The sequence below is a fragment of the Arthrobacter sp. TMS2-4 genome, assembly GCF_054511075.1.
Genome location: NZ_JBTNDI010000010.1, coordinates 94,223 through 115,480, shown reverse-complemented (window position 1 = coordinate 115,480; position 21,258 = coordinate 94,223). Strand labels below are relative to the sequence as shown.

Below are 21,258 nucleotides of genomic sequence, written 5' to 3'. Positions count from 1 at the left end.
AAGATGTGTCCACGAGTGATTCCCCTGATCCGCGTGGGACCGACTCAGTCACACGTTCTAGGGCTGAAGATATAACAGGAGGGTCGATCTGGCGAGTAGATCAAAGCACTGTGTCCGGAACGGTATGCAAGCTGCTCGCCCATCGCATTCCAGCGGTTTAGTACCAGGTGCGATCACTTGCACTTGCTACCACGATGCACGCCGGCACAGGAGCAAGATGATCCAGCGCAAGCTGGGACCGGGTGCGCAGGACGCGAAGCTTCTCTCCGAGTGCTGCCTCGGCGGTGGTGGTCAAGGTCTTCCCGAGAACGTCAGCGGACAGCTGCACTCGGACTGGTCCATCGTTTACTGAACTGATTCGTTTATGTGGTCGCGTTGCACGCGCTTTTTTCGCCGGTTTCGCTTCGCGTGACGTTCCCGTCGGTGTGCATGCCTTGCCTTCTTCGAGGTACCTTTCAAAGCTCGCATCGCACGGCGCACCAGCGTCACCGTCAGTACTGCGAAGATGACCCCGAACCCGATACCCGCCCAAAGGATGAACCAGCCGGTGTCAGAGGAGTAATCGACGGTGTCAAGGCCTCTACGGCCGGGAAGCGCTACTTCGTCAGGTTCGGTCGCAACACCAGCGATCCACCCGATTGCTTCAACGGCGGAGGCCACACACACCAGGCAGAGGACGATGCTCACAACTGCCTGAAGCGCGGCGGTGAACCCACGAGTGTCAAGGTCACTGCGCGTTGGCGTCGAATCCAGCAGCTTCACGATCTGATTTCCCGTGTTTGCGATCGCACGTCATAAGGGTAGGTGCGCACTTGGTTGTTCCGATGAAATTCGCCCCGAGCCTGCCGTGTCACGGCGGAGGATCCTTCAGCGGCGCAGATCAGAGGGTGTTACTTGAGCAGAAGCTCAGCCTGTTCACCCTCTTGGAACTTGAGAGTAACGGTGAAATTAGTAGAACCACGCTTAGATTCGGGGACGTCGAGTGCGTAACTGCTGAGACCAAGATCAGCAGTACACGCTGGTCCGCCGATCGGCGCCATTTCGACCATCAGCCCGTTAGTCGCGTCATCCAACGAAATGGGGGCGAGTGGGCAGCTCGACGAACCATATGTGGTGATGTAGAAGCGTTGGCCACGCTCGACCCACTCAACATTCGGGTTCGTGTCCCATGGTTCGCCGATAGTTAGAGGTGCTGTGCTGCTGGCAGGATAAGAATCACCAATGGTCCTCACATCGGCTGCGCCGGTCGGATCGTCCTGCCAAGTACAGCCAGTCAGCACGATGACGGCGGTGCTGAACACCACCACATTCCACCCAAGGTCCTGGCTTCCCATGGTGCTGACGGTAGACCTACCCGCCGCCATGGAGAAGGACCCGAGTATCAGGGCCTGCCAGCCCAACCCTGAAGCAGGGCGGAAGTCGATCCTCGACGTGCAGGGCCGAGCGAACAGCGCACGTCACACCACCCGCTCAAGGAGGCCCTGATGTCCCCGGTGATGTTCGGGTATGCAGCTTGACCCGGCGGGGCCAGCGCCGCGCCCGAACGACAATTCAGTCTGTGCGGGGGATTAGCCGTCGCACGAAATCCTCGATCACGCGGTTGCGGTCGATGGAAGGGTCTACCGCGACGGTGATCTGATCGAAAATAAACCCATTGATCGCGTAGTGGAACAGGGCAATCTCGTGCGGCCCCCCAGGCAGTCCCATACGAGCGTTGAAGGCGACGTCCGCTGCGAGTCCTTCGCGCAACCAGGTGCCGATAGCGGCCTCTACCTGGGGTCGTCGGGTTGCTTCGATACGTAGCTCGAACAGGGCCAGTGCAGCATCGCGGTCTGTGGTCAGCCGGTGGACGATGTCCTTCATGTAGTCCGCGAACAGCTCCTGGCCGGGCGGCCGGGCAGCCAGAGCAGTGTGTAGGTCGGCATCAGGGGTAAGGCGTTCACCGATGCGCGTCAGGATGGCATCCACGATCGAGTCCCTCGTGGGGAAGAAGTTGGACGCCGTCCCGCGGGGAAGGTCCGCTTCACCATCGAGTGCTCGATGCGTGAGACCGCGCGAGCCGCTGCGGGCGAGGACTCGGACTGCAGCATCGGAGAGGATCTCTCGTCGTTCAGCGTTACGTGCCATGCTCTCCACCCTACTTCAACTACTACACCCGTCGTGGTATCTTCTGTGTACGACGAGTGTAGTGATTGGAGATGCTGTGCGAGAACTTGTGTACTACGTCGCAACCTCGATTGACGGCTACATCGCAGCCCCCGATGGATCCTTCGACGCCTTCCCCCTTGAAGGCGATCACATGCAAGTGATCTGCTCCGACTTCGCAGACGCACTGCCCTCGCATGTCCTGACAGCACTTGGCGTCGACCCGCCGAGGAATCGATTCGATACCGTCATCCAGGGCTGGAGGAGCTACGCCGTCGCTCACTCGATCAGGATCGAACGCCCGTATGCCCATCTTCGGGAGATCGTGGCGACGCGTACGAGAACGGGTGCTCATCCGGCGGCTACCTACACCCGGGATGCCCTCGCCACCGTTCGGGAGCTCAAGCAAGAGGAGAGCGCCCTCGACATCTACCTTTGTGGTGGTGGTGATCTCGCCGGCCAGCTCCTTCCCGAGATCGACCGCCTCATCCTGAAGCGGAACCCTCTGGTACTCGGGGCAGGTGTTCCACTCTTCGGGCGCGCCACTTTCCAACCAACCCTGTTTCGCCCGCTCCCCTCAAGAGTCTTTGCTTCGGGAGTCGTCATCGAAGAATGGGAACGCGTCCGCTGAGCGATGGCTTTGCGTGCATGCGATTGTGGGTTACTGATCACCCCTCGGATGTCGGCTTGTCCTCGGATGCTGGTGTGGCTGGAACGGTGCGACCGTTGGAGAGGGTCAGGCTTTCGACCACTGTCCCGTCGCTGAGTCGGATACCTTTCAGGCCCATGGTGAGAGTGTTGTCCGAGAATCCACCGGATTGTTTGTAGGCGTAGGTCATGCCCTCGGGGAGCTCGCCCAGATCTGCCTGTGCAGCGAAGCGGACATCGAAGGGGGCGCGGCGGGCAGATTCTTCGCAGATCTCCACGGAGCCGTCAGGGTGCAGCAGGCCGACGAGTTCGGTGGTGTCAGGCGATGTCATAACCCCGTACAAGCTATACCCCGATGGCGGATTCCTTGCCGATGACCTACCCCTTTCGCTCTCAGGCCCGGCAGCGCCATCTTGCTCGGCCTGCTCGAGGGCCTGGCAGGCGGTGAGCGCCTCGATCGGTGGGCTGATCTCCTCTGGAGGTGGGGTGTCATCGGGCGACGGGAGAAGGGTGAGTCCGCCGAAGAGGCCAACCAGGACAAGCCCGCCCATGAGGATGCGCATGCGTTTCGAGGGTGCGGGACCGTTGCGGGGATGGGCGGAAGGTTTTTCTGGTGCGTCGGCAGCCAGATCGAGGATCTGGATACGACCATCCTGGTGCTTGCCGTCGTCGAAATCATCAGCGTTAGTCCCCATGATTCAACCCTAGGGTGCACCGGTCACGGGCACCCTTGGACCTGCCAGGCGTGTCTGCCCGCCTGCCGGGGGAAGAGGTTGGTCGACGGGCCTGTCCGGCGCGTAGCGGTAATTCCCGCCGTGGATTCGCCGGCGGGACCGTTCCCGGGCACGTAAGCCGATCCGCTAAGAGGCGGCGCCAGTGCCGTTGACCCCGCCATCCAGCCTGCGAAAAGCCCGCCATGCTGACGAATAGTCACAAGGAAGTGGTCGACGGGCTCGAAAAGCGGGGCGTCGGATTGAAGGCCCTCTCCCAGGGCATCGACACGACAACCCCGGGCGGGCGGTTGTTCTTCCACATGCTCGCGGCTATCGCTGAGTTCGAACACGACCTCATCGTCGAACGTACAAAAGACGGCCTGGCCGCGGCCAGGGCCCGCGGTCGCAGGGGCGGCGGTCGGATCAAGATGAGCCCGACGAAAATCCGGCAGGCACGGGGCAATGTATGACGGTTCGATATGGCATCCAGTTGCCTAGGACACACCCATTCGATGGCACGGGACAGTCGAGTTGGCCGGAAGTCATTCCTGTCGTCGCAGGCCGTTTCCCTGCACGCAGTCGAGCGCGCCCGTTACTGTCCCCATTCAGGGCGACCTGTGTCACTGTAGACGGATGGCACCGGACGCAGGAACCTACGACCTCGAGGATCTGCGGGCGCGGGTCATGCAAGTGAACGGCGGATCGGTGGACGACAGCATCCCAGAACTCGCCACCGCGGATGCCGACCAGTGCGCGCTGGCTCTGGCCCTGCCCGATGGGACGGTGCGCGGCACTACGGACGCGGAGTCGCCGTTCAGCGTGCAGTCGGCGGTCAAACCGTTCCTGTTCGCTCTGGCACTGCTGGACACGGACGGCGACGCCCTGGACCTCATCGGAATCGAACCGACTGGCGAAGCCTTCGACGCGATCAAGCTCGAGAGCGGCACCGGCCGCCCGCCCAACCCGATGGTCAACGCCGGAGCGCTGCTCACGGCATCGCTCATCGACGGCAGCGATGTCGACGAGCGTAACGAGCGGATCCTCCGAGGCCTCTCCGCCTTCGCCGGGCGTCCGCTCGAAGTGGATGAGGGCGTCGCCCACAACGAGCACCTCCTCGGCGACCGCAACCACGCTCTCGCACACCTCATGCGGGCGGAGGGAACCCTGCACGTCGGTGCCGACGACGCCGTCGCCGTCTACGCTCGCGCCTGCGCCGTCCTGGTCGATGTGAAGGCACTCGCGGTGATGGGGGCGACCCTCGCCTGCGGCGGAGTCAACCCGGCGTCGGAGGAGCGCGTCGTCCCGGCGTCCGTGGCTCGCGACGTCGTCTCGGTCATGGCGACCTGCGGTGTGTATGACGGCTCAGGCCGTTGGATGCGTGGAATCGGCATCCCCGCGAAGTCCAGCGTGTCCGGAGCGATCGTGCTCTCCGCCCCCGGGCGGCTCGGTGCCGCGGTCATGAGCCCGCCTCTCGACGAGCAGGGGACGAGCGTACGCGGGCGAGTCGCCGCCGACCTTCTGAGCGTCGAGCTCGATCTGCACGCCTTCGGCTCCGCGACGGGCGGCGACCGCGGGGGACGCGCGTCCCGCACAGAGCAGTGACCTCGTCGAGCATCGCCACGTCTCCTCACTGCGGTCGGGGAGGTCGCCGTCGTCTCTTCCACGTAACCGCGGCATCACGTCGACGCAGTCCGCTGACGCTCTGATCCAGCAATTGCGGTGAGCCTTTCGAGGTAGTGATCGCCGATCCTGACGAGTGTGATGCTCTGCGGCGGATAGCCGAGGAAAGCGTCGCCCCAGGTTGCGTCCGTTCGAACCTCCCAGAGGTAGAAACACCGCTGCGTACCCGTCGAAGAACCCTCCCTCCATCGTCTGCGCGAGCACAACCCACTTGCGGTACACCGCGACGACAAAGCCGTCCACCCTCTGACCGGGACGCGGTACCCAGTCGAGGCGGACCAAGGACTGCTCGCGCTGGGTAAAAGTTACGCAAGAAGTCTTGCTAAACACTCCTTGCTCAACGAGGCTTTATAAGTGAACGACGAAAAGCCGACCGAACCAGCCCCTACTCCCCTTGATGGCGTCAGTTACCGTGGCCCGTCCACCGAGCAGGTCATCAGCGATCCGGTGCGCATCCGAGCTCTTGCTCACCCTGTCCGGCTAGAGCTCCTCGATTATCTGGATGATGCAGGAAAAGCCACCGCGACAGAGAGTGCAGCGGCGATCGGTGAGTCCGTCGCGAGCTGCTCCTACCATTTGCGCATGCTCGCGAAGCACGGATACATCGAGCAGGTTGACCAACCGGGGCGGGAGAAACCGTGGAAAGTCGTATCGCACGGCAGATCATCCGTCATTGATCGCAACGCACCAGGTTCCGTGCACGCCGTCTCCGCCATGGCGAGCATCTACGTTCACCGCCAGTTGGACCGCATACAGTCATGGCTGCAGCGTGCTTCGCAACTACCAGTGGAGGACATCGACGTTTCCACAGTCACCAGCTCGAGCTTCTACGCCACCCATGACGAGATCCGTCAGTTCCGGGAGGACTTATGGGAACTGTCCCGACGTTTCGACGGCCGGTGGCAAGATCCGGAGCAAAGGCCTGACGGGTCGATGCCGGTACAGCTCTTCTCCGTGGTGAATATCGACCCCGACCGACCAGCACATCGAGCCGATCGCGAGGACAGCTGAGCATGGTTGCGGAGAATCCGGCCACACCGCAACCATTGCTCGCGGAGGGCCCCGCCTTCGCGGAGGAAGTGCCGTCGCCTGAACCCAGCGATGTCGGCACGCACCGCGACGCCCTGAGAATCCCCGCTTTTCGTCGGCTCACCCTGGCATGGGTTTTCAGCAACTTCGGTGACTCGGCCCTGTTCCTGACGGCCGCGATCTGGGTGAAGCAGCTCACCGGAAGCGACGCCGCCGCCGGGCTCGTGTTCGTGGCCCTCGGCCTACCGGCTCTCCTGGCGCCGCTGATCGGGCAGCTCGCGGACCGACTCCGGCGAAAGCCCCTACTGATCATCAATAACCTGTGCGCGGCAGCGGCGGTCTTGGTCCTCCTGGCCGTCCAAACAGCCGACCACCTGTGGCTGGTATACCTCGTGATTTTCACTTATGCCGCGTCCAACTACGTGACCTCCGCCGCCCAATCAGGGCTCCTCCGCGACATGCTCACCGATCGCCTCCTCGCCCCGGCGAATGGACTCCTGAGCAGCATCGATCAGGGACTACGCATCATTTCTCCCCTCATCGGGGCGGGCATGCTTGGACTCTGGGGAATGGGCTCCGTGGTTCTGGCAACCAGTATCTGCTTCATCATGTCAGCCCTGATCCTCCTGATGGTCAACGTTCAGGAATCAGATCCCGACACAAACACCAATGAAGGCTTCTGGCAGAGCACGACAGCCGGCCTACGCTTCCTCGCTCACCACCAGCTTCTGTCACCGGCGATGCTCACTCTCAGCATCGCCGTTGGCGCCACCGGGATCTTGAACGTCACCATCTTCGCGACCGTCGAGCAGGGCCTCGGTATGCCACCTGAATTCCTCAGCGTGCTCGTCAGCGTCCAAGGGGCCATGGCCATCGCCGGAGGGCTCACCGCAAGCATTCTCATTCGGAAACTGGGCATGCGCACCGCAATCATCCTCGGTGTTCTCCTGCTCGGCATTGCCGTGCTCGCATCAGCCGTCCCATCAGTGCCCGTCGTCCTGGCAGGTTCTGTGATCACAGGGCTCGGCGTCAGCTGGACCATCATCGCCTTCATTACTCTCCGCCAAACCGAAAGCCCCGCACGCCTCCAAGGAAGAACCGCAACTGCAACCAGCATGCTCATCAACGTCCCCCAAGTTGGGGCGAACATGATCGCGGCAGCACTGATCGGCACACTCGACTACCGGAACCTCATCACCACCACGAGCATCATCTGCCTGGCAGGAACGCTACCCCTCCTACTACAACGCTCCACCCCAACATCCCAGACGGGAAGCTAAGGGCCCACGTTCACGCCTCTGACCCTTCCCTGTGCCGGATCACGCTGAACTGACGATCCAAGCACCGGATTCCGTGACGAGATACGCTGTGGCGGCTCACCCCTCCCCCTCGCATCCGTAGCTGAGACGAATGTCTGTAATGAGTATGCTTTCGCGATGACGTCGTCCCCAAGGCTCGCGGGCCATTCCTACGAGCTGCGGGTTCGGTTCGCTTCGGCGCTGTGCAGCCTTCTCGCGCTGTTACTCGTCGTGCTGGGGTGGTGCGGACTCATCTTTGTCCTCGGCGCTCTTGTCCTTCCGCCATGGGTAGTAAGCGCCGGCCTATGTGGCGTCTGCGTCATTCTGGGTGTCGTCAATCGGCGTCTGGCCCTCAGTGAGGACGACCAGAAAACGTCACCGCCCAGTTACCGCACGGCGCTGGTAGGGAGAGTGACTACGCCGCTGGCTGTTGTCGGGTGTGTACTCGCTTTTCTCGGGGATGCCGCGTTCGGTGCTACGTACACGGTGCTGGAACCGTCCGCATCGAATGGTTGCCGAGCCGTCGCCAGGGAAAGTTCATTCCTCATGGCAGGCGGGGGGCGGGTCTACTCGGTGCACCCGGTGGGCGTCGGGTGGCAAACAGGTTCATGGACGGCCGACGACGGGATCCGTCCGATCCACGACAGTCACTACGAGCTTTCCTGGGGGCTGGGAGGTGGAGCATTGCTTGTGCAGGGGGACGGTCATAACCCTGTTTATCCGGGCTTGCACGAAGTCACCTGTTACTAGGCTCAGTTCCAACCCGGCTCCCGCACAGGTTTTCAAGCCGAATCACACCGAAGATCTGCCGCCAGCATTGAGGGCCGATGATTTTGCTGGGGCACGATCGTCCAAGGAGTAGTGAAAGGCTGTTCGGCCTGCTTCACCTCATTCAATGTCAGGAGTACCCATCATGGCTGCACCCCTTGTTTACATCAGCTTCCCCGGAACCGCGAGGGAAGCGCTCGGGTTCTACGCCGATGTTTTCGGAGGTGACGTGTCCCTGGACTCGTACGAGGATCACGGGAGGACCGACGGCCCGCCGAACGCCGTCGCCCATGGGGTCCTTGACGGTGTCGTTGCCCTGGCGGGCTCCGACACGCCGGCAGGAGAGCAGTCCGTGCGGTGCGAGGGCCTCATGCTGTCACTACTGGGAACCGCCGAACCGGCCATCTTGCACGGGTGGTTCGACAAGCTCTGCGTCGATGGATCAGCAATCGACCCCCTGGTCCAGAGGCCGTGGGGCGGCGCGGACGGACAGGTCACCGACTGCCACGGGCTTCGGTGGCTCATCGGCTACGAGTCCAGGGCGTGAGTGACGCTCAGCTGCTCGCTCAGCTGGCGCTTGAGCGGACTCACGTGCTGAGAGCCGTCGACGGTCTGACCGCAGCGCAGATGAGCACAGCACGTGTTCCGTCGGGGTGGACCGTGACGGGCCTGCTGAACCACCTCGCGTTCGATGACGAGATGTTCTGGATCTCGGCCGTCCTTGGCGGGAATCCGGCGGCGATCGCGGCCCTCCACGACGGGTGGGCTTCCACACCGATGACAGGCGCGGAAGCGGTGAGCATCTATCAGGAACAGATCACCAGCAGCGACACGGTCCTCGCGGAGGTCGATCTGGATGTCCCTCCCCGATGGTGGCCCCCGGCCAGTGGGTTCGGCCACCCGCCCATGGCAGACGGGCGCGAGGTCGTATTCCGTGTCCTCGCGGAAACCTCGGTCCATGCCGGACACCTCGACATCGTGCGTGAACTCATCGACGGACATCAGAACCTTGTCGTCGATTAGGCGACACTCCCACCCACGCCTGCACCTGCACCTGCACCTGCAAGCCTCGGGGTCGATGTCACTCGCTTATGCCCTGACACCCAGGGCCACTGCAGTCTCCATCCGACACAACCACACGACGTCGGGCCCCTTTGTGCAGGTCGATCAGTTCGTCGCAGGCTTCTACGTCATCGAATCACCCAATCTCGACCCCGCCATCGCCGTCGCCCGCCTGAATCCGGCAGTCCGCACCAGCACAGGCGGGGTCGAAGTTCGCCCCGTCCACAGCGGAGGAATCATCACCAGAAACCAGTAGAGCGGCGCACGAAGCTACTGACGGAGCAGCTGTTGATCGACGAGCACGCCGGCGCGCGCTGCGGTCAGACCGTCGTATCAAGTACTCCAACGGGATTCACTGTCATGGGCACGCTGATGGACGGGACTGCGGGGAACATCAGCGCAGGGTTGGGTTGGAGGAGCCGGTGTTGAAGTGGCGCCTGTAGTCGGTCGGGGTGGTGGAGAAGGCGGCCGCGAAGTTCTGGCGGAGAGTGACGGGGTTGCCGAACCCGCAGTCCGTAGCGATGTGGTCGACAGACAGATCTGTGGTCTCCAGCAGTCGCCGTGCGGCATCGAGTCGGCGGGATCGTATCCAGGCCGACGGCGTTGTCCCGGTGGCTGCGCGGAATGCGCGGACGAACGTGCGTCGGCTCATATGGGCTTGTTCGGCCAGGCGGTCGATGGTCAGTGGTTGACGGAGGTTGCCCAACGCCCAGTCGAGCAGGTGTGCGATCGGACCGTCGGTGGAGTGCTGCGGGACAGGGTGTTCGACGTACTGTGCCTGCCCGCCCTCACGATGAGGGGCGACGACGAGACTGCGCGCAACCGTGTTCGCCGCACCGGCGCCCAGTCGGTTCCGCACCAGATGCAGGCAAGCATCCAGTCCCGATGCGGTGCCTGCCGAGGTCATGACGTCCCCATGGTCGATATAGAGGACCGAGCGATCAAGAAGTAGGTCCGGGTGTCGCTCGCCCAGGGTGGCGAAGGCCTGCCAGTGCGTGACGGCCCGACGTCCGGTCAGCAGGCCGGCGTCCGCCACGGCGATCGCACCGAGGCACAGACCCAGGACCGTCGCCCCTCGCCGATGTGCATCCAGCAGTAAGGCGCGCAAGGTATCGCTGAGCACCTGTCCGTCGTCGAACCATGACGGCACGACCACGACATCCGCTCGAGCCGCAGCCTCGACCCCTTTGATACCGGCCAGGTGGTATCCCTCAGCCGTGCGGATCGAACCTCCACCATCGGAGAAGAGGCTCGTCGTCCACTCTCCGAGACCCTGCCGTGCGACCTCATCGAAGACCATCTGCGGGACAGCAAGATGGAACATCGTCACCCCATCAAAGGCATACACCGCAATATGCACCAGAACCCTCCTTCGTGGCCCGGATCCATCCTATATAGGCATTCGTGCCACTGTTGGCTCGCTGCGGCACGGTGAAGAATGAAATCAACGCCGGTCCCGGCGATCATCACAGTCCCCCTTCACCAGGAGAATGCCTCACCATGAGCACACCCCAGCGCGCCCTCGTCCTCGTCGACGTCCAACAGCAGTACTTCAGCGGGCTGCTCGAGATCCAGTACCCGCCGCACGAGCAGTCCCTGCCACGAATCACGGCAGCCATCGATGCGGCCACCGCCGCCGGCATCCCGATCGTCGTCGTTCAGCACACGGCAGGCGAAGGCGCCCTTGTCTTCGCGCCGGGAACACCCGGGTACGAGCTTCACCCCGAAATCGAGAGCCGCCGCGCCGAAACGTGGAAAAGCGTCGTCAAGCAGTACGGGTCCGTCTACGCCGACACCGACCTCACCCAGTGGCTACGCGACAAGGGCGTCGACACCGTCACCCTCGTCGGTTACATGACCAACAACTGCATCCTCGGGTCCGCCGTCGAAGCCGAAGGCCTCGGCTTCACCACCGAGGTCCTCTCCGACGGCACCGGTGCGATCAACATCGCGAACGACGCCGGGTTCGCTGACGCCAAGACAGTGCACACGACCCTGCTTGCACTGCTGAACTCCAACTGGGCCTCCGTCAGCACCACAGAAGCATGGACCACGGCCCTGACCTCCCAGCAAGCACTCCCCGGAAGCGACCTGGGCACCTCAGCAGCTACCGGAGCAGCCCGCGCCACCCAACCCTGACCCTTCCCCACCCCAGAGCCACGAACGGGTACAGCACACCCTCCAGGTTCGATTCCGCCCTCGAGGAGGCTGGCGTACTCGTTGCTGCAACGCGCGGCGGCAAGGTCTCTGTATAGGAAGTGGGGGCCTTCCCGCTCTACGTCGATGTTCTCCGTGTAATGGTGGTCAACGGAGCGACCGCCACGACATCACGGCGGAACTCGATGGGGTATGACTTAGCACTACAGTGGGCGCAAGTGCGGCTTGATCACATCGTGATCCAACTTCTGAAAGGCGTGAACGATGAGCGAGGAGTCAGGCGTGGACAGGGGCATGCCGTCGTCACACCACAACGGTGACGATCGGGAGCGTGATCTCGCCACCGAGCTCGCGGACCTCGCCCGGTCGCTGCAGCAGGAACCGGATGCGGATGCTGTCCTCGCCGGGTTCGTACACGCCGCCCTCGAATTAGTTCCCGGGGTCGATGAAGGCTCCGTCAGCGTCGTCCTCGGTCGCAAGAACATCGGATCCCGGGGCGCGTCCGGCAGCTTGCCCGCGCGCGTCGATGCGCTGCAGATGGAGACCGGCGAGGGCCCCTGCCTGGAGGCAGCGTACGAGCATCGGACGGTGCGGGTCCCGGACATGGCGCACGAGGAGCGGTGGCCGCTCTTCGCGGAGCGTGCCACCGAGGCCGGCGCCAAGGGGATGCTCTCCATCCAGTTGTGGGTAGAAGGCGATGACCTGGGCGCACTGAATCTCTACTCATACGAGGCCAACGCCTTCACGGACGAGTCGGAGAACATCGGCCTGCTCGTCGCCTCCCACGCTGCCGTGGCGTTCGCCGAGGCCGAGAAGAGCCGCCAACTCCACGCAGCCGTCGATTCCAGGGATGTGATCGGCCAGGCCAAGGGCATCCTCATGGAACGCCACAAAATCACCGGCGCGCAGGCGTTCATCGTCCTGTCCATGGCCAGCCAGCACTCCAACACCAAGCTCCGGGACGTCGCCGATTACCTCATCACCAGCGGTGAACTCCCGGGCAAGCACACAGCACGCCAGGGACAGCTGTACCAGCTTCCACGGCGGTGAGCACGTCTTCCCTGAAGTGGATCAGCCAGCCAGCAGCGACCGAATACACCGCATACCGAAATCACCCCGAACAAGGATGAGCTGGCTCTGGGGAGTTTTATTCTGAGATGTATTCGCACTGTGGCTACAGGGCAGTTGCGGGTCGATCATTCTTGACATTTTTCCGATAGACGAGCACGCTGAAGTTCTCGCCCCGGACCCTGGCAGAGAACCGCTATTGCCGTTCCACCAGGAAGTCCCATGTCACACGCACTTCATCCCATCAATCTCGGCGCGCCTCGCCGACCAACGGACACGTCCTTCCATCTGGCCTCGCCGTTGCGAACGGTTCAGGAACACCTCGACGCCGTGACGAGCACTGGGGTGGGCGCAACGCGGCCCCATCAAACGGCGATCTCACTGCTGAAAGGTGTGGTTGATGAGTGAGGAGCGCGGAGTGGACAGGGGTATGCCGTCGTCGCATCACGGCGGTAGCGCGCGTGTACGTGATCTCGCCACGGACCTGGCCGAGCTCGCCCGGTCGCTGCAGCAGGAACCGGACTCGGGCGCAATCCTCGCCGGGTTCGTCCACGCCGCCCTCGACCTGATCCCCGGGGTCGATGAAGGCTCCGTCAGCGTCGTCCTGGGACGCAAGAACATCGGCTCCCGGGCGGCGTCCGGGGACCTGCCCGCGCGCATCGACGCACTGCAGATGAAGACCGGTGAGGGCCCCTGCCTGGAAGCGGCGTATCAGCACCGGACGATCCGGGTCCCCGACATGGCGCACGAGACGCGGTGGCCGCTGTTCGCGCAGCGGGCTGCCGAGGCGGGCGCCCGGGGGATGCTGTCCATCCAACTGTGGGTCGAAGGCGATGATCTGGGCGCCCTGAATCTCTACTCCTACGAGGTCGATGCGTTCACGGACGAGTCGGAGAACGTGGGCCTGCTGGTGGCTTCCCATGCGGCGGTGGCGTTCGCCGAGGCCGAGAAGGCTCGGCAACTCCACGAGGCCATCGATTCCCGGGACGCTATCGGCCAGGCCAAGGGCATCCTCATGGAACGCCACAAGATCACCGGAGTCCAGGCGTTCATCGTGCTGTCCATGGCCAGCCAGCGCACTCATCTGAAGCTTCGGGATGTCGCCGAGCAGCTCATCAGCAGCGGCGAACTGCCCAACAAGAACCGTTAGAGGCCCATCGTGACTACCACTCCCCCACCCCCCTCCTCATCTTCATCCCTGTTTCCACCTGAGGTGTTGGCGATTTTCGGGCGAACCAACGGTTACCTCCTCACCGAGCAGACCGCCCACGACGCGGTCGACGGCCTGGCCGAAATCGCCCGCGACATCATCGGTGCCGCCGAGGGCGCCGGCGTGAGCCTCATGGACACGGACGGCAGACGTATGAGCGTGGGCGCGACCGACCCGCGCGTGCTCGAAGCCGATGACCAGCAGTACGAGCTCGGCCAAGGACCCTGCATGAGCGCCTGGGTGTCGGGTGAGTCCGTCTACATCACCGACACCCACACCGATCAGCGGTGGCAACGATGGACGACCGCAGTGGCCCCGCTCGGTGTCCGCTCCTGCCTCAGCGTGCCCCTGCTGGACAAACCGACCGGACTCGGGGCCATGAAGGTCTACTCGAACACCGCCGACGCATTCTCGGACGAGGACCGGCGGCTGCTGATCAACCTCGCCCGCTCCGCCGCGACCCTCCTCGGCCACATCCAGGCCCACGACACCCCACAGCGGATCAGCAACGACGTCAAGGCGTCCCTGGCCGAACGGGACACCATCGGAGTCGCCCGCGGCATCCTGATGGAACGCCTTGATATGGACCGCCAGGTGGCCATGAACCACCTGATCAACCTCGCCACCGACGCCAACACCACCATCGGCATCATGGCCGCACGGATCAGTGAGCGTCAGAACGCCACGAAACCCACCCCGGATCCGTGATGTCCAAGACCACCCCTGAGGACCAACGACAGCGCACACTGCACGCCATCCACGACGGTGGGCTCAACGTCCGGAACGTGTGGATCCGCTACTTCTCCTTCACAGGGGACGTCGATGAGTTCGAGGTCGACGCCTACCTCAATGGGCTGATCATGCTGACCCCCCTGAACAGGGACCTCGTGTCCCTTGCAGTCAACGAACTCATCGCCGAAACACTCCCACCGACCGCCCCCTACAGCAACGACCCCGACGACCCGGACGAACCGGATACATTGGTTGCTCTGGATGTCCTCGACCGCCACGATGACCGGGATGACTTCAACGAGGCATCCTAGGCGTCGTGTTCATCGCACTCAGGCTCGTGCCCACCATAACCGTCGTCAACGCCCTGCCGCGGCTGAACAGGGCGACACGAGAAATAGTCATTGGCGCCAAGCGTGGGGGCTGTAAGAGAACGGTGTGTGAGAGTCCGGCCTGAGGGTGATTCCCGCTTCCGCAGGTGGCGTGACAGCCTCGACCCATGACACACGCGATACTGGTGAGGGACCGTCTGTAACGATTAGCCTCACCCCATGACTGGATACCCGCAGCTACTCCACACGGTCCTCGACACCACTGACGTACGAGGACTGGCGGAGTTCTACCGCCAACTTCTCGGACTCCGGTACCGGCTAGGAGACGAACCTCCGACCGAGGGGCAGGTCGATGATGTCGACTGGCTGGTGTTGACCGACTCCGACGGCAACCGGAAACTCGCTTTCCAGCAGGTTTGTCACCTGAAGCGGACAACTTGGCCCGCGCCTGATGTGCCGATGCAGATGCACCTCGACCTCACCGTTCCTGACCGGGAGGCACTCGCCGATCAACACTCCAAAGCATTAGTAATGGGAGCTCAGCTCCTCTTCGACCGCACGGATGACCCCGATGAGCCGCTATACGTCTACACCGACCCAGCCGGTCATCCGTTCTGCATCTTCGTAGCATGAAGCAGACTCGAGTCCTACCGGCACGTTCAGCAGACGATGCACTTACGGTTGCTGCTGTCGCTCGTGATGGCAGACTGCGTGATGGTTCTCGCGACGATGCAGACGGCGTATGCCTCGAAGATGCGCGGTCTCACCGACGAGCCACTGACGTGAGGCGGGCAAGATCGGTGTTCAAGAGTGGGTTGACTGTGACAGGTTTGAGTGGCCCCGATAGGACGGTTATCTTCGTTCCCGCTGCACGACTCACCGGGCTCGGTATGACGGTTATTTGTGGCCCCACCGCCACCGTTGGGTCCTTCAGTTGATGGGTGAGACGGAGGGCTGGTCTGGATGGAGTCGAGGGTGGAGTTATTCGCGCAGACTCGCAGGGACGCTCGAGTCGAGGGTCTTTCGGTGCGCGCGCTGGCGGTCAGGCATGGAGTGCATCGAAGGACGGTCAGAAAGGCTCTGACCTCTGCCTTACCGCCGGATCACAGACCCAGGCAGGGAGTGTCCCGACGGCTTGAGCCGTTCACGACCGTGATCCAGGCGATGCTGCTCGAGGACACGGCGGCGCCGCGGAAGCAACGCCATACCTCCCGCAGGGTCCTGGCCCGGCCCGGCTCGTCGATGAGCACGGCGCGGAGGAGTTGCGTATTCCACGGTCCGCGATGACGTCCGGGTCCGGCGGGCCGAGATTGATGTCGAGACCGGCCGCCGGGTGGAGGTGTCAATGAGTTCATTGATGGCGGGGCGAGGAGGGTGCGGTCGTAGGCGGGCATGGGCGCGAGTCCGTGGTCGAAGAATTGCTAAGCGAGCGTCGTCGCTAGCGCAGGGTGTTGTTGAGCTGGCGTAGCCACGACTGGAAGTCCTCGGGGCCGTCGAAGTGAGCGCCGGTGATCTTGCTGACTTCCGGGGCCATGTCGGGACCATCGACGACGAGCGTGTGCCCGCCTGTCAGGGTTGCCGCTTCGAAGGCCGGTAGGTCACCTCGGTCATCGCCTGCGTATGCGACTGTCCGAAGGTTTCTCGTGCTGATGATCCTCTGAAGAGCGGTGCCCTTGTCCTGCTCCAGCGGCATCCGAAGCTCCTCCACGAACTTGCCGGGCTCGTGGCGCAGCCCGTACGTGTCAATCACTTCTCGAATGAGTGGAGCGACGAGCTCGACGGCACAATCCCGGTCCGGTGCTCGACGCCAGTGCACGGCGACTGCAAGGGACTTGTCTTCGACGAAAATGCCTTTGACACCGTCCAGCTGTTGGTGCAGCACGCGAGTAGTTTCCTCGACAGCCGTCAGCCACTGCTCGGCTTCCGGAACAATCTCAATGCCGCTTTCCGTGAAGCGTTCGAGACCGTAGGAGCCATAGAGCCCCACCCCGGGAATTGACACTCGGTCGGCCAGGAAGGCGACCGGCCGCCCGGAGAGGAGCGCAACGACCGAGAGCTTAGCCGCCAGGTCCGCGAGGATCTCTTCAGTGCCAGGAAGTAGCTGGCTCGCACTCGGGTCATCAGTGATGCGCGAGAGAACCCCGTCGAAATCCATGACCAAGCCAGCTCCCTCGCTGGTGGTCAGGGCTTGCATTACCGTGGTCGCTGCGTCCATACCTTCACCCTAGACCGCGAGCACCATGGACTATCTGACTACCCCGCTATCCCAATCACGAATCCTCTACCGCACGAAGCTCCTCTATCGGGTGGTCGTTTAGCCGGTGGTAGTGTCTCGGCGCGTCCTGAAGCGGGCCAGGTATACCCGTTACCCCGGGGCCACTTAGCGTTGACACAATCAGCGGGCTATCGCTTCGTGCAGCGTCTGGTCTCCGTGGGCTTCGAACACGGTGTCGCCGACGAAGAAGGACCACACTGCTGTGCCGACAGCCTAGCGCAGGAGATCGGTTCCGCGACTCAGTCGCCGTGGATCGGTGCGACGACCGCCTGGCCCGGCCGGTACGAGGCCGGGATATGGTGTGCCATCGACGCCAGCGCTGGGTCGATTCGGTGGACGCCGACCCAGCAGGTCGATCGCCTCTCGGGTCATGCGTATCTCCTACCCGTCATCGACGCCCGCGTGTTGGGTGCGGAGTACTCGAAGGGCAAGCCCGCCTGAACGTACATGTCCGCGGACCATTCCTCGTCCACCCAACTGGGCAGGGAGCGTCCCTCTCGCTAGGCCTGCGCTGCCGGCGGTCCTTACCGTCACGCCCGTTCCGTCGACCCCTCCTCGGCCGGGGTGGCGTCTGCTGCAGGTGTGCTGTCAGCAGCGAGTGCTTTGCGGCGGCGGTAGATTTGTACGCCGATGGATATCGGTATCGCGGTGACGGCGACTGCCCGCATCCAGGGCCGGTCGAGAATGTGGCCGGTGAGCGCGTCCAAGGAGATCTTCCCGGGTCCGCCGATTGCGAAGGACGTGGCCGCGAGTCCGAGCACAGCCGGGTATTCCAGGCCGCCTTCCATGGCGAAGAAGCCGTTCGGTGCGTGCACGCTGGCTGCGACACCCATCGTTGTGGCGGCAGCTGCCCCGGCGGCAGGCGTGGCAAAGCCGAGCGCCAGGGCCATGCCTGCGCCCGCCTCACCGATGCCGGCGAGCATGGCGCTGGTCTTTGCAGGGCGGAAGCCCATAGCGTGCATGCCCTTGCTCGTCTCTTCGATACCTCCCCCACCGAACCAACCGAAGAGTTTCTGAGATCCGTGCGCAATCAGCACACCGCCGAGTGCGGCGCGGAACAGTGTCCGAGCGGCAGTGGTCGCTGCGGGAGTCGAGCTGTCGTTTGTCATAATGATGATCCTCTCGGTGGATAAGGCTTGGAGGTTATGCGTGGTGTTCGGCAGAATCGGCCCAGGGAAGCCCGCTCGTCCCACCCCAGCTGCCGGACACTGCAGATGGGAGATCAGCGCGCGGCGCCCGCCATCCAGCGCCACAGACATCACGCTACACACGCCTGGGGTTCGCCGCCCACCAGTGGCACCTAGAGGCCACCTGCTGGAACTGACCAAGACGAACCTGCCTACTCGAAACTTCGCGGACCGCATGAGACCGGGACGGGGTACCGGGGAATCTCTTGTCGGTCACGTTCGGGTCGTCCTCGAACGGCCCGATGGGCTCGACCACAAACACGCGTGGAGTTGCAGTGCGCACCTCCGCGAGTTCCGCGGCGAGCTCCGCTGCGAGGCCGGCGCCATCGTCGGGAGCTGTGAAGTGTCAAGAACCGGCATCGTCCCCGACGCGACGACAGAGCCCCCGTATCCGGCCGGATACGGGGGCTCTGTCGTCGGACCGGAAGGTCGGCCCAGGAGTATTGGAGTGCCTAGGACTCGCCGGCGAACCGTTGGATGAGGCCGAGGGCCACGATGACGGTCCCCCATGCCAGCCCGAGCGCCACGGTGAAGCGGTTCAGGTTGCGCTCGGCCACGCCCGAAGACCCCATGCTCGAGGTCATGCCGCCACCGAACATGTCCGACATGCCACCACCGCGCCCCTTGTGGAGCAGGATCAGCAGGGTCAGCAGGAGGCTGGTGATCCCGAGCAGGACGAACAGGATGATACGGAGGATTTCCACGGGGCCCTTTCAAGGCTCGGTAGCCGCTCGGTGGAGCGGCCGGCGCACGGAACTTAGTCTGTCACCAGATGCTGTTCGAACCTGACAATACTAGCAAACTCGGACACGTCGAGGCTCGCCCCGCCCACCAGGACGCCGTCGACGTCGCGCTCCCGCAGGATGCTCGCCACGTTGCCGGACTTCACGGATCCGCCGTACAGGAGGCGGGTCTTCCCGGCGGTTTCGGCGTCGAACAGCGAGCCGAGCTCGGCGCGGAGTGCCGCGCACATCTCCTGCGCGTCCTCGGGTCCCGCCACCTCTCCCGTGCCGATCGCCCAGACCGGCTCGTACGCGACGACGAGGTCGGCGGCCTGCTCGGCGGACAGCCCTGCGACGCCCAGACGGAGCTGCTCGAGGGTGTGCTCGACGTGTGTTCCGGCCTGGCGGATCTCCAGGCCCTCGCCGACGCAGAGGACCGGAACCAGCCCGTGGCGGTAGGCCGCGTGCAGCTTGCGGTTCAGCAGCTCGTCAGACTCCGAGTGGATGGTCCGGCGCTCGGAGTGGCCCACCAGCACGTAGGTGCAATCCAGCTTCCCGAGGAACTGCCCGGAGATGTCACCGGTGTAGGCACCGGAATCCTCCGGCGAAAGGTCCTGACCGCCGTAGACGACGTCCAGGTTGTCGCCCTTCACGAGGGTCTGTACGCCGCGCAAATCAGTGAACGGAGGGAACACGGACACCTCGACGCGCGAGAAGTCGTGGCCGGCGTCGTCCAGGGTCCAGGCGAGCTTCTGCAGGAAGGTGATGCCCTGCATGTGGTCGAGGTTCATCTTCCAGTTGCCCGCGATGAGCGGGCGGCGGTCGAACACGCCATTGGTCGAGGTGGTCATCGTGGTACTCCATCTGTTCGTTGGCGGCGGGCTCCGCGCGGCCTGCGCCGCGCGGATCCCGCCTTTCCTGTGCGCCCGGGGACGGGCGGTTGGTCCCCGCCGTTGCCGGCCTGGACCGTCCCGCTAGTCGCGGGCGAGGGCGGTCAGCCCGGGGAGCTCCTTGCCCTCGAGGTATTCGAGGCTGGCGCCACCCCCCGTGGAGATGTGCCCGAACTGCTCGTCGGCGAAGCCGAGGCCGCGCACGGCGGCGGCGGAATCGCCACCACCGACCACGGTCAGGGCGCCTTTCGCCTGGGCATCGACGAGGGCCTGTGCGACGGCACGCGTACCGCCGGCGAAGGCATCGAACTCGAAGACGCCCATGGGTCCGTTCCAGAACACGGTCTTCGCCTCGGCGATGTTCGCGGCGAAGTCCTGACCGGTCGCGGGCCCGATGTCGAGCCCGATCCCGGACGCCCCGAACGTTCCTGCCTCGATGGCGTCCGCGGCGGCCACGCCGGACTTGGCGTCAGCCGCGAACTTCTCGGCCACGACGATGTCCGTGGGCAGCACGAACTGCGTACCGTCCCGCGCTCCGCGCTCGAGGTAGCCCCGCACGACGTCGATCTGGTCCTCCTCCAGGAGGCTCGCCCCGACCGCGTGACCCTGGGCGGCGAGGAACGTGAACACCATGCCGCCGCCCACGAGGATGCGGTCGGCGGTGCCGATCAGGTTCTCGATCACGGCGAGCTTGTCGGAGACCTTGGACCCGCCGAGCACGACGACGAAGGGCCGCTGAGGGTCCTTCGTCAGCCGCTCGAGGACCACGAGTTCGGCCCGCACGAGGTCGCCCTGGTAGGCGGGCAGCAGGGCCGCGACGTCGTACACGCTCGCGTGCCGGCGGTGCACGGCGCCGAAGGCGTCGTCCACGTAGGCCCCGTCGGGGCCTACCAGGTCGGCGAGCTCCCGGGCGAAGGCGGCGCGCTCGGCGTCGTCCTTGCTGGTCTCACGGGCGTCGAAGCGCACGTTCTCGAGCAGGAGCACCTCCCCCTCGGACAGGGCCGCAGCTGCGCTGCGCGCGCCCTCCCCCGTGGTGTCGCCGGCCAGGGTGACGGGGAAGTCCGCCAGGTCCCGGAGGACGTCGGCGGCCGGCTTGAGCGAGTACTTCTCCTCAGGAGCGCCCTTGGGCCGCCCGAGGTGGGCCATCACGATGACGGCGGCCCCCGCCTCGCTCAGCTTGCGCAGAACAGGCAGGGACGCGCGGACGCGGCCGTCGTCGGTGACCCTCAGGTCAGGGACCTCACCGTCGAGGGGCACGTTGAGGTCGGAGCGGACGAGGACGCGGCGTCCCCGGACTCCTTCGGCGAGGAGGTCGTCGAGTGATGCGTAAGCCACGGGCGGGACC

Annotated in this window: 25 protein-coding genes and 2 pseudogenes; 17 read left to right on the top strand and 10 right to left on the bottom strand. The window is 64.1% G+C overall.

Translation table 11 applies throughout. From position 1 onward, the window contains the following. Positions 1 to 217 precede the first annotated feature (217 nt). On the top strand, positions 218 to 352 hold the full coding sequence (locus ACX80F_RS13195) for a hypothetical protein (protein WP_459336857.1): 135 nt from the start codon (positions 218 to 220) through the stop codon (positions 350 to 352). Positions 353 to 890: 538 nt separating this feature from the next. Here the strand turns inward: ACX80F_RS13195 and ACX80F_RS13190 are convergent. Next, entirely contained in the window at positions 891 to 1,334 is a 444-nt protein-coding gene (locus ACX80F_RS13190) for a hypothetical protein (protein WP_459336856.1), read from the bottom strand. Between the two features lie 217 nt (positions 1,335 to 1,551). Further along, on the bottom strand, positions 1,552 to 1,968 hold the full coding sequence (locus tag ACX80F_RS13185) for a TetR/AcrR family transcriptional regulator (protein WP_459336855.1): 417 nt from the start codon (positions 1,966 to 1,968) through the stop codon (positions 1,552 to 1,554). A gap of 157 nt (positions 1,969 to 2,125) precedes the next feature. Here ACX80F_RS13185 and ACX80F_RS13180 point away from each other — a divergent pair, with 157 nt between their 5' ends. Further along, entirely contained in the window at positions 2,126 to 2,776 is a 651-nt protein-coding gene (locus tag ACX80F_RS13180; RefSeq protein WP_459336854.1) for a dihydrofolate reductase family protein, read from the top strand. A gap of 37 nt (positions 2,777 to 2,813) precedes the next feature. On the opposite strand, the gene ACX80F_RS13175 is transcribed toward ACX80F_RS13180, so the two are convergent. Next, on the bottom strand, positions 2,814 to 3,488 hold the full coding sequence (locus tag ACX80F_RS13175; protein WP_459336853.1) for a hypothetical protein: 675 nt from the start codon (positions 3,486 to 3,488) through the stop codon (positions 2,814 to 2,816). Between the two features lie 221 nt (positions 3,489 to 3,709). On the opposite strand from ACX80F_RS13175, the gene ACX80F_RS13170 reads away from it, so the two are divergent. The 7 genes from ACX80F_RS13170 (at position 3,710) to ACX80F_RS13140 (ending at position 9,599) form a co-directional block, all read left to right on the top strand. Continuing rightward, a complete protein-coding gene (locus ACX80F_RS13170; RefSeq protein WP_459336852.1) occupies positions 3,710 to 3,976 on the top strand; it encodes a recombinase family protein in 267 nt (88 codons plus the stop codon). A 163-nt stretch (positions 3,977 to 4,139) separates the two neighbouring features. Beyond that, positions 4,140 to 5,108 carry a glutaminase A gene (gene glsA / locus ACX80F_RS13165; RefSeq protein WP_459336851.1) on the top strand — a complete coding sequence of 323 codons (969 nt, stop codon included), beginning with the start codon at positions 4,140 to 4,142 and terminating at the stop codon, positions 5,106 to 5,108. Between the two features lie 432 nt (positions 5,109 to 5,540). Further along, positions 5,541 to 6,197, top strand: coding sequence for a winged helix-turn-helix domain-containing protein (locus ACX80F_RS13160; RefSeq protein WP_459336850.1), 657 nt, complete (start codon positions 5,541 to 5,543; stop codon positions 6,195 to 6,197). Between the two features lie 2 nt (positions 6,198 to 6,199). Further along, positions 6,200 to 7,495, top strand: coding sequence for an MFS transporter (locus ACX80F_RS13155; protein ID WP_459336849.1), 1,296 nt, complete (start codon positions 6,200 to 6,202; stop codon positions 7,493 to 7,495). A 931-nt stretch (positions 7,496 to 8,426) separates the two neighbouring features. Then, on the top strand, positions 8,427 to 8,828 hold the full coding sequence (locus ACX80F_RS13150) for a VOC family protein (protein ID WP_459336848.1): 402 nt from the start codon (positions 8,427 to 8,429) through the stop codon (positions 8,826 to 8,828). After that, entirely contained in the window at positions 8,825 to 9,304 is a 480-nt protein-coding gene (locus tag ACX80F_RS13145; RefSeq protein ID WP_459336847.1) for a mycothiol transferase, read from the top strand. The genes ACX80F_RS13150 and ACX80F_RS13145 overlap by 4 nt, the downstream gene beginning before the upstream one ends. 55 nt (positions 9,305 to 9,359) lie before the next feature. Further along, complete coding sequence (locus tag ACX80F_RS13140; RefSeq protein ID WP_459336846.1) at positions 9,360 to 9,599, top strand: YciI family protein; 240 nt, start codon at positions 9,360 to 9,362, stop codon at positions 9,597 to 9,599. Positions 9,600 to 9,737: 138 nt separating this feature from the next. On the opposite strand, the gene ACX80F_RS13135 is transcribed toward ACX80F_RS13140, so the two are convergent. After that, positions 9,738 to 10,703: a GlxA family transcriptional regulator gene (locus tag ACX80F_RS13135; RefSeq protein ID WP_459336845.1), complete on the bottom strand. Its 966-nt coding sequence runs from the start codon at positions 10,701 to 10,703 to the stop codon at positions 9,738 to 9,740. Positions 10,704 to 10,843: 140 nt separating this feature from the next. On the opposite strand from ACX80F_RS13135, the gene ACX80F_RS13130 reads away from it, so the two are divergent. The 7 genes and pseudogenes from ACX80F_RS13130 to ACX80F_RS13100 all read left to right on the top strand — a co-directional run. After that, entirely contained in the window at positions 10,844 to 11,482 is a 639-nt protein-coding gene (locus ACX80F_RS13130; RefSeq protein ID WP_459336844.1) for an isochorismatase family protein, read from the top strand. A 282-nt stretch (positions 11,483 to 11,764) separates the two neighbouring features. Further along, the gene (locus ACX80F_RS13125; RefSeq protein WP_459336843.1) at positions 11,765 to 12,550 is read left to right on the top strand and encodes a GAF and ANTAR domain-containing protein; all 786 of its coding nucleotides are present in this window, start codon (positions 11,765 to 11,767) and stop codon (positions 12,548 to 12,550) included. A 418-nt stretch (positions 12,551 to 12,968) separates the two neighbouring features. Further along, the gene (locus tag ACX80F_RS13120) at positions 12,969 to 13,718 is read left to right on the top strand and encodes an ANTAR domain-containing protein (RefSeq protein ID WP_459336842.1); all 750 of its coding nucleotides are present in this window, start codon (positions 12,969 to 12,971) and stop codon (positions 13,716 to 13,718) included. 66 nt (positions 13,719 to 13,784) lie between these two features. Further along, positions 13,785 to 14,486 carry a GAF and ANTAR domain-containing protein gene (locus ACX80F_RS13115; protein WP_459336841.1) on the top strand — a complete coding sequence of 234 codons (702 nt, stop codon included), beginning with the start codon at positions 13,785 to 13,787 and terminating at the stop codon, positions 14,484 to 14,486. Then, the gene (locus tag ACX80F_RS13110) at positions 14,486 to 14,821 is read left to right on the top strand and encodes a hypothetical protein (RefSeq protein WP_459336840.1); all 336 of its coding nucleotides are present in this window, start codon (positions 14,486 to 14,488) and stop codon (positions 14,819 to 14,821) included. The genes ACX80F_RS13115 and ACX80F_RS13110 overlap by 1 nt, the downstream gene beginning before the upstream one ends. Positions 14,822 to 15,058: 237 nt before the next feature. Further along, positions 15,059 to 15,472: a VOC family protein gene (locus ACX80F_RS13105; protein WP_459336839.1), complete on the top strand. Its 414-nt coding sequence runs from the start codon at positions 15,059 to 15,061 to the stop codon at positions 15,470 to 15,472. Between the two features lie 330 nt (positions 15,473 to 15,802). Continuing rightward, positions 15,803 to 16,181 (top strand): annotated as a pseudogene (locus tag ACX80F_RS13100) (IS21 family transposase); the annotation flags it as partial. Positions 16,182 to 16,277: 96 nt separating this feature from the next. On the opposite strand, the gene otsB reads toward ACX80F_RS13100, so the two are convergent. Further along, complete coding sequence (otsB, locus tag ACX80F_RS13095) at positions 16,278 to 17,054, bottom strand: trehalose-phosphatase (protein ID WP_459336838.1); 777 nt, start codon at positions 17,052 to 17,054, stop codon at positions 16,278 to 16,280. 171 nt (positions 17,055 to 17,225) lie between these two features. Between otsB and ACX80F_RS13090 the strand changes: the two genes are divergently transcribed. Next, positions 17,226 to 17,555, top strand: a complete 330-nt coding sequence (locus ACX80F_RS13090; RefSeq protein WP_459336837.1) for a hypothetical protein — start codon at positions 17,226 to 17,228, stop codon at positions 17,553 to 17,555. 89 nt (positions 17,556 to 17,644) lie between these two features. Here the strand turns inward: ACX80F_RS13090 and ACX80F_RS13085 are convergent, their stop codons facing one another. The 5 genes and pseudogenes from ACX80F_RS13085 to ACX80F_RS13065 form a co-directional block, all read right to left on the bottom strand. Beyond that, positions 17,645 to 18,223, bottom strand: coding sequence for a DoxX family protein (locus ACX80F_RS13085; protein ID WP_459336836.1), 579 nt, complete (start codon positions 18,221 to 18,223; stop codon positions 17,645 to 17,647). Between the two features lie 253 nt (positions 18,224 to 18,476). After that, a pseudogene (locus ACX80F_RS13080) lies at positions 18,477 to 18,647 on the bottom strand (NAD(+)--rifampin ADP-ribosyltransferase); the annotation flags it as partial. Between the two features lie 106 nt (positions 18,648 to 18,753). Beyond that, positions 18,754 to 19,005 (bottom strand): preprotein translocase subunit SecG, encoded by a 252-nt coding sequence (secG, locus tag ACX80F_RS13075; RefSeq protein ID WP_459336835.1) that lies wholly within the window; start codon positions 19,003 to 19,005, stop codon positions 18,754 to 18,756. Between the two features lie 53 nt (positions 19,006 to 19,058). Further along, positions 19,059 to 19,874, bottom strand: coding sequence for a triose-phosphate isomerase (gene tpiA / locus ACX80F_RS13070; RefSeq protein ID WP_459336834.1), 816 nt, complete (start codon positions 19,872 to 19,874; stop codon positions 19,059 to 19,061). 123 nt (positions 19,875 to 19,997) lie between these two features. Further along, positions 19,998 to 21,248: a phosphoglycerate kinase gene (locus tag ACX80F_RS13065; protein WP_459336833.1), complete on the bottom strand. Its 1,251-nt coding sequence runs from the start codon at positions 21,246 to 21,248 to the stop codon at positions 19,998 to 20,000. Positions 21,249 to 21,258 lie beyond the last annotated feature (10 nt).

Bases quoted from the DNA above. Each gene is read 5' to 3' on its own strand.
- ACX80F_RS13195 (WP_459336857.1), top strand. From the start codon at position 218: ATGATCCAGCGCAAGCTGGGACCGGGTGCGCAGGACGCGAAGCTTCTC.
- ACX80F_RS13190 (WP_459336856.1), bottom strand. From the start codon at position 1,334: ATGGGAAGCCAGGACCTTGGGTGGAATGTGGTGGTGTTCAGCACCGCC.
- ACX80F_RS13180 (WP_459336854.1), top strand. From the start codon at position 2,126: ATGCTCTCCACCCTACTTCAACTACTACACCCGTCGTGGTATCTTCTG.
- ACX80F_RS13175 (WP_459336853.1), bottom strand. From the start codon at position 3,488: ATGGGGACTAACGCTGATGATTTCGACGACGGCAAGCACCAGGATGGT.
- ACX80F_RS13170 (WP_459336852.1), top strand. From the start codon at position 3,710: ATGCTGACGAATAGTCACAAGGAAGTGGTCGACGGGCTCGAAAAGCGG.
- glsA (WP_459336851.1), top strand. From the start codon at position 4,140: ATGGCACCGGACGCAGGAACCTACGACCTCGAGGATCTGCGGGCGCGG.
- ACX80F_RS13155 (WP_459336849.1), top strand. From the start codon at position 6,200: ATGGTTGCGGAGAATCCGGCCACACCGCAACCATTGCTCGCGGAGGGC.
- ACX80F_RS13150 (WP_459336848.1), top strand. From the start codon at position 8,427: ATGGCTGCACCCCTTGTTTACATCAGCTTCCCCGGAACCGCGAGGGAA.
- ACX80F_RS13140 (WP_459336846.1), top strand. From the start codon at position 9,360: ATGTCACTCGCTTATGCCCTGACACCCAGGGCCACTGCAGTCTCCATC.
- ACX80F_RS13130 (WP_459336844.1), top strand. From the start codon at position 10,844: ATGAGCACACCCCAGCGCGCCCTCGTCCTCGTCGACGTCCAACAGCAG.
- ACX80F_RS13125 (WP_459336843.1), top strand. From the start codon at position 11,765: ATGAGCGAGGAGTCAGGCGTGGACAGGGGCATGCCGTCGTCACACCAC.
- ACX80F_RS13120 (WP_459336842.1), top strand. From the start codon at position 12,969: ATGAGTGAGGAGCGCGGAGTGGACAGGGGTATGCCGTCGTCGCATCAC.
- ACX80F_RS13110 (WP_459336840.1), top strand. From the start codon at position 14,486: ATGTCCAAGACCACCCCTGAGGACCAACGACAGCGCACACTGCACGCC.
- ACX80F_RS13105 (WP_459336839.1), top strand. From the start codon at position 15,059: ATGACTGGATACCCGCAGCTACTCCACACGGTCCTCGACACCACTGAC.
- otsB (WP_459336838.1), bottom strand. From the start codon at position 17,054: ATGGACGCAGCGACCACGGTAATGCAAGCCCTGACCACCAGCGAGGGA.
- ACX80F_RS13085 (WP_459336836.1), bottom strand. From the start codon at position 18,223: ATGACAAACGACAGCTCGACTCCCGCAGCGACCACTGCCGCTCGGACA.
- tpiA (WP_459336834.1), bottom strand. From the start codon at position 19,874: ATGACCACCTCGACCAATGGCGTGTTCGACCGCCGCCCGCTCATCGCG.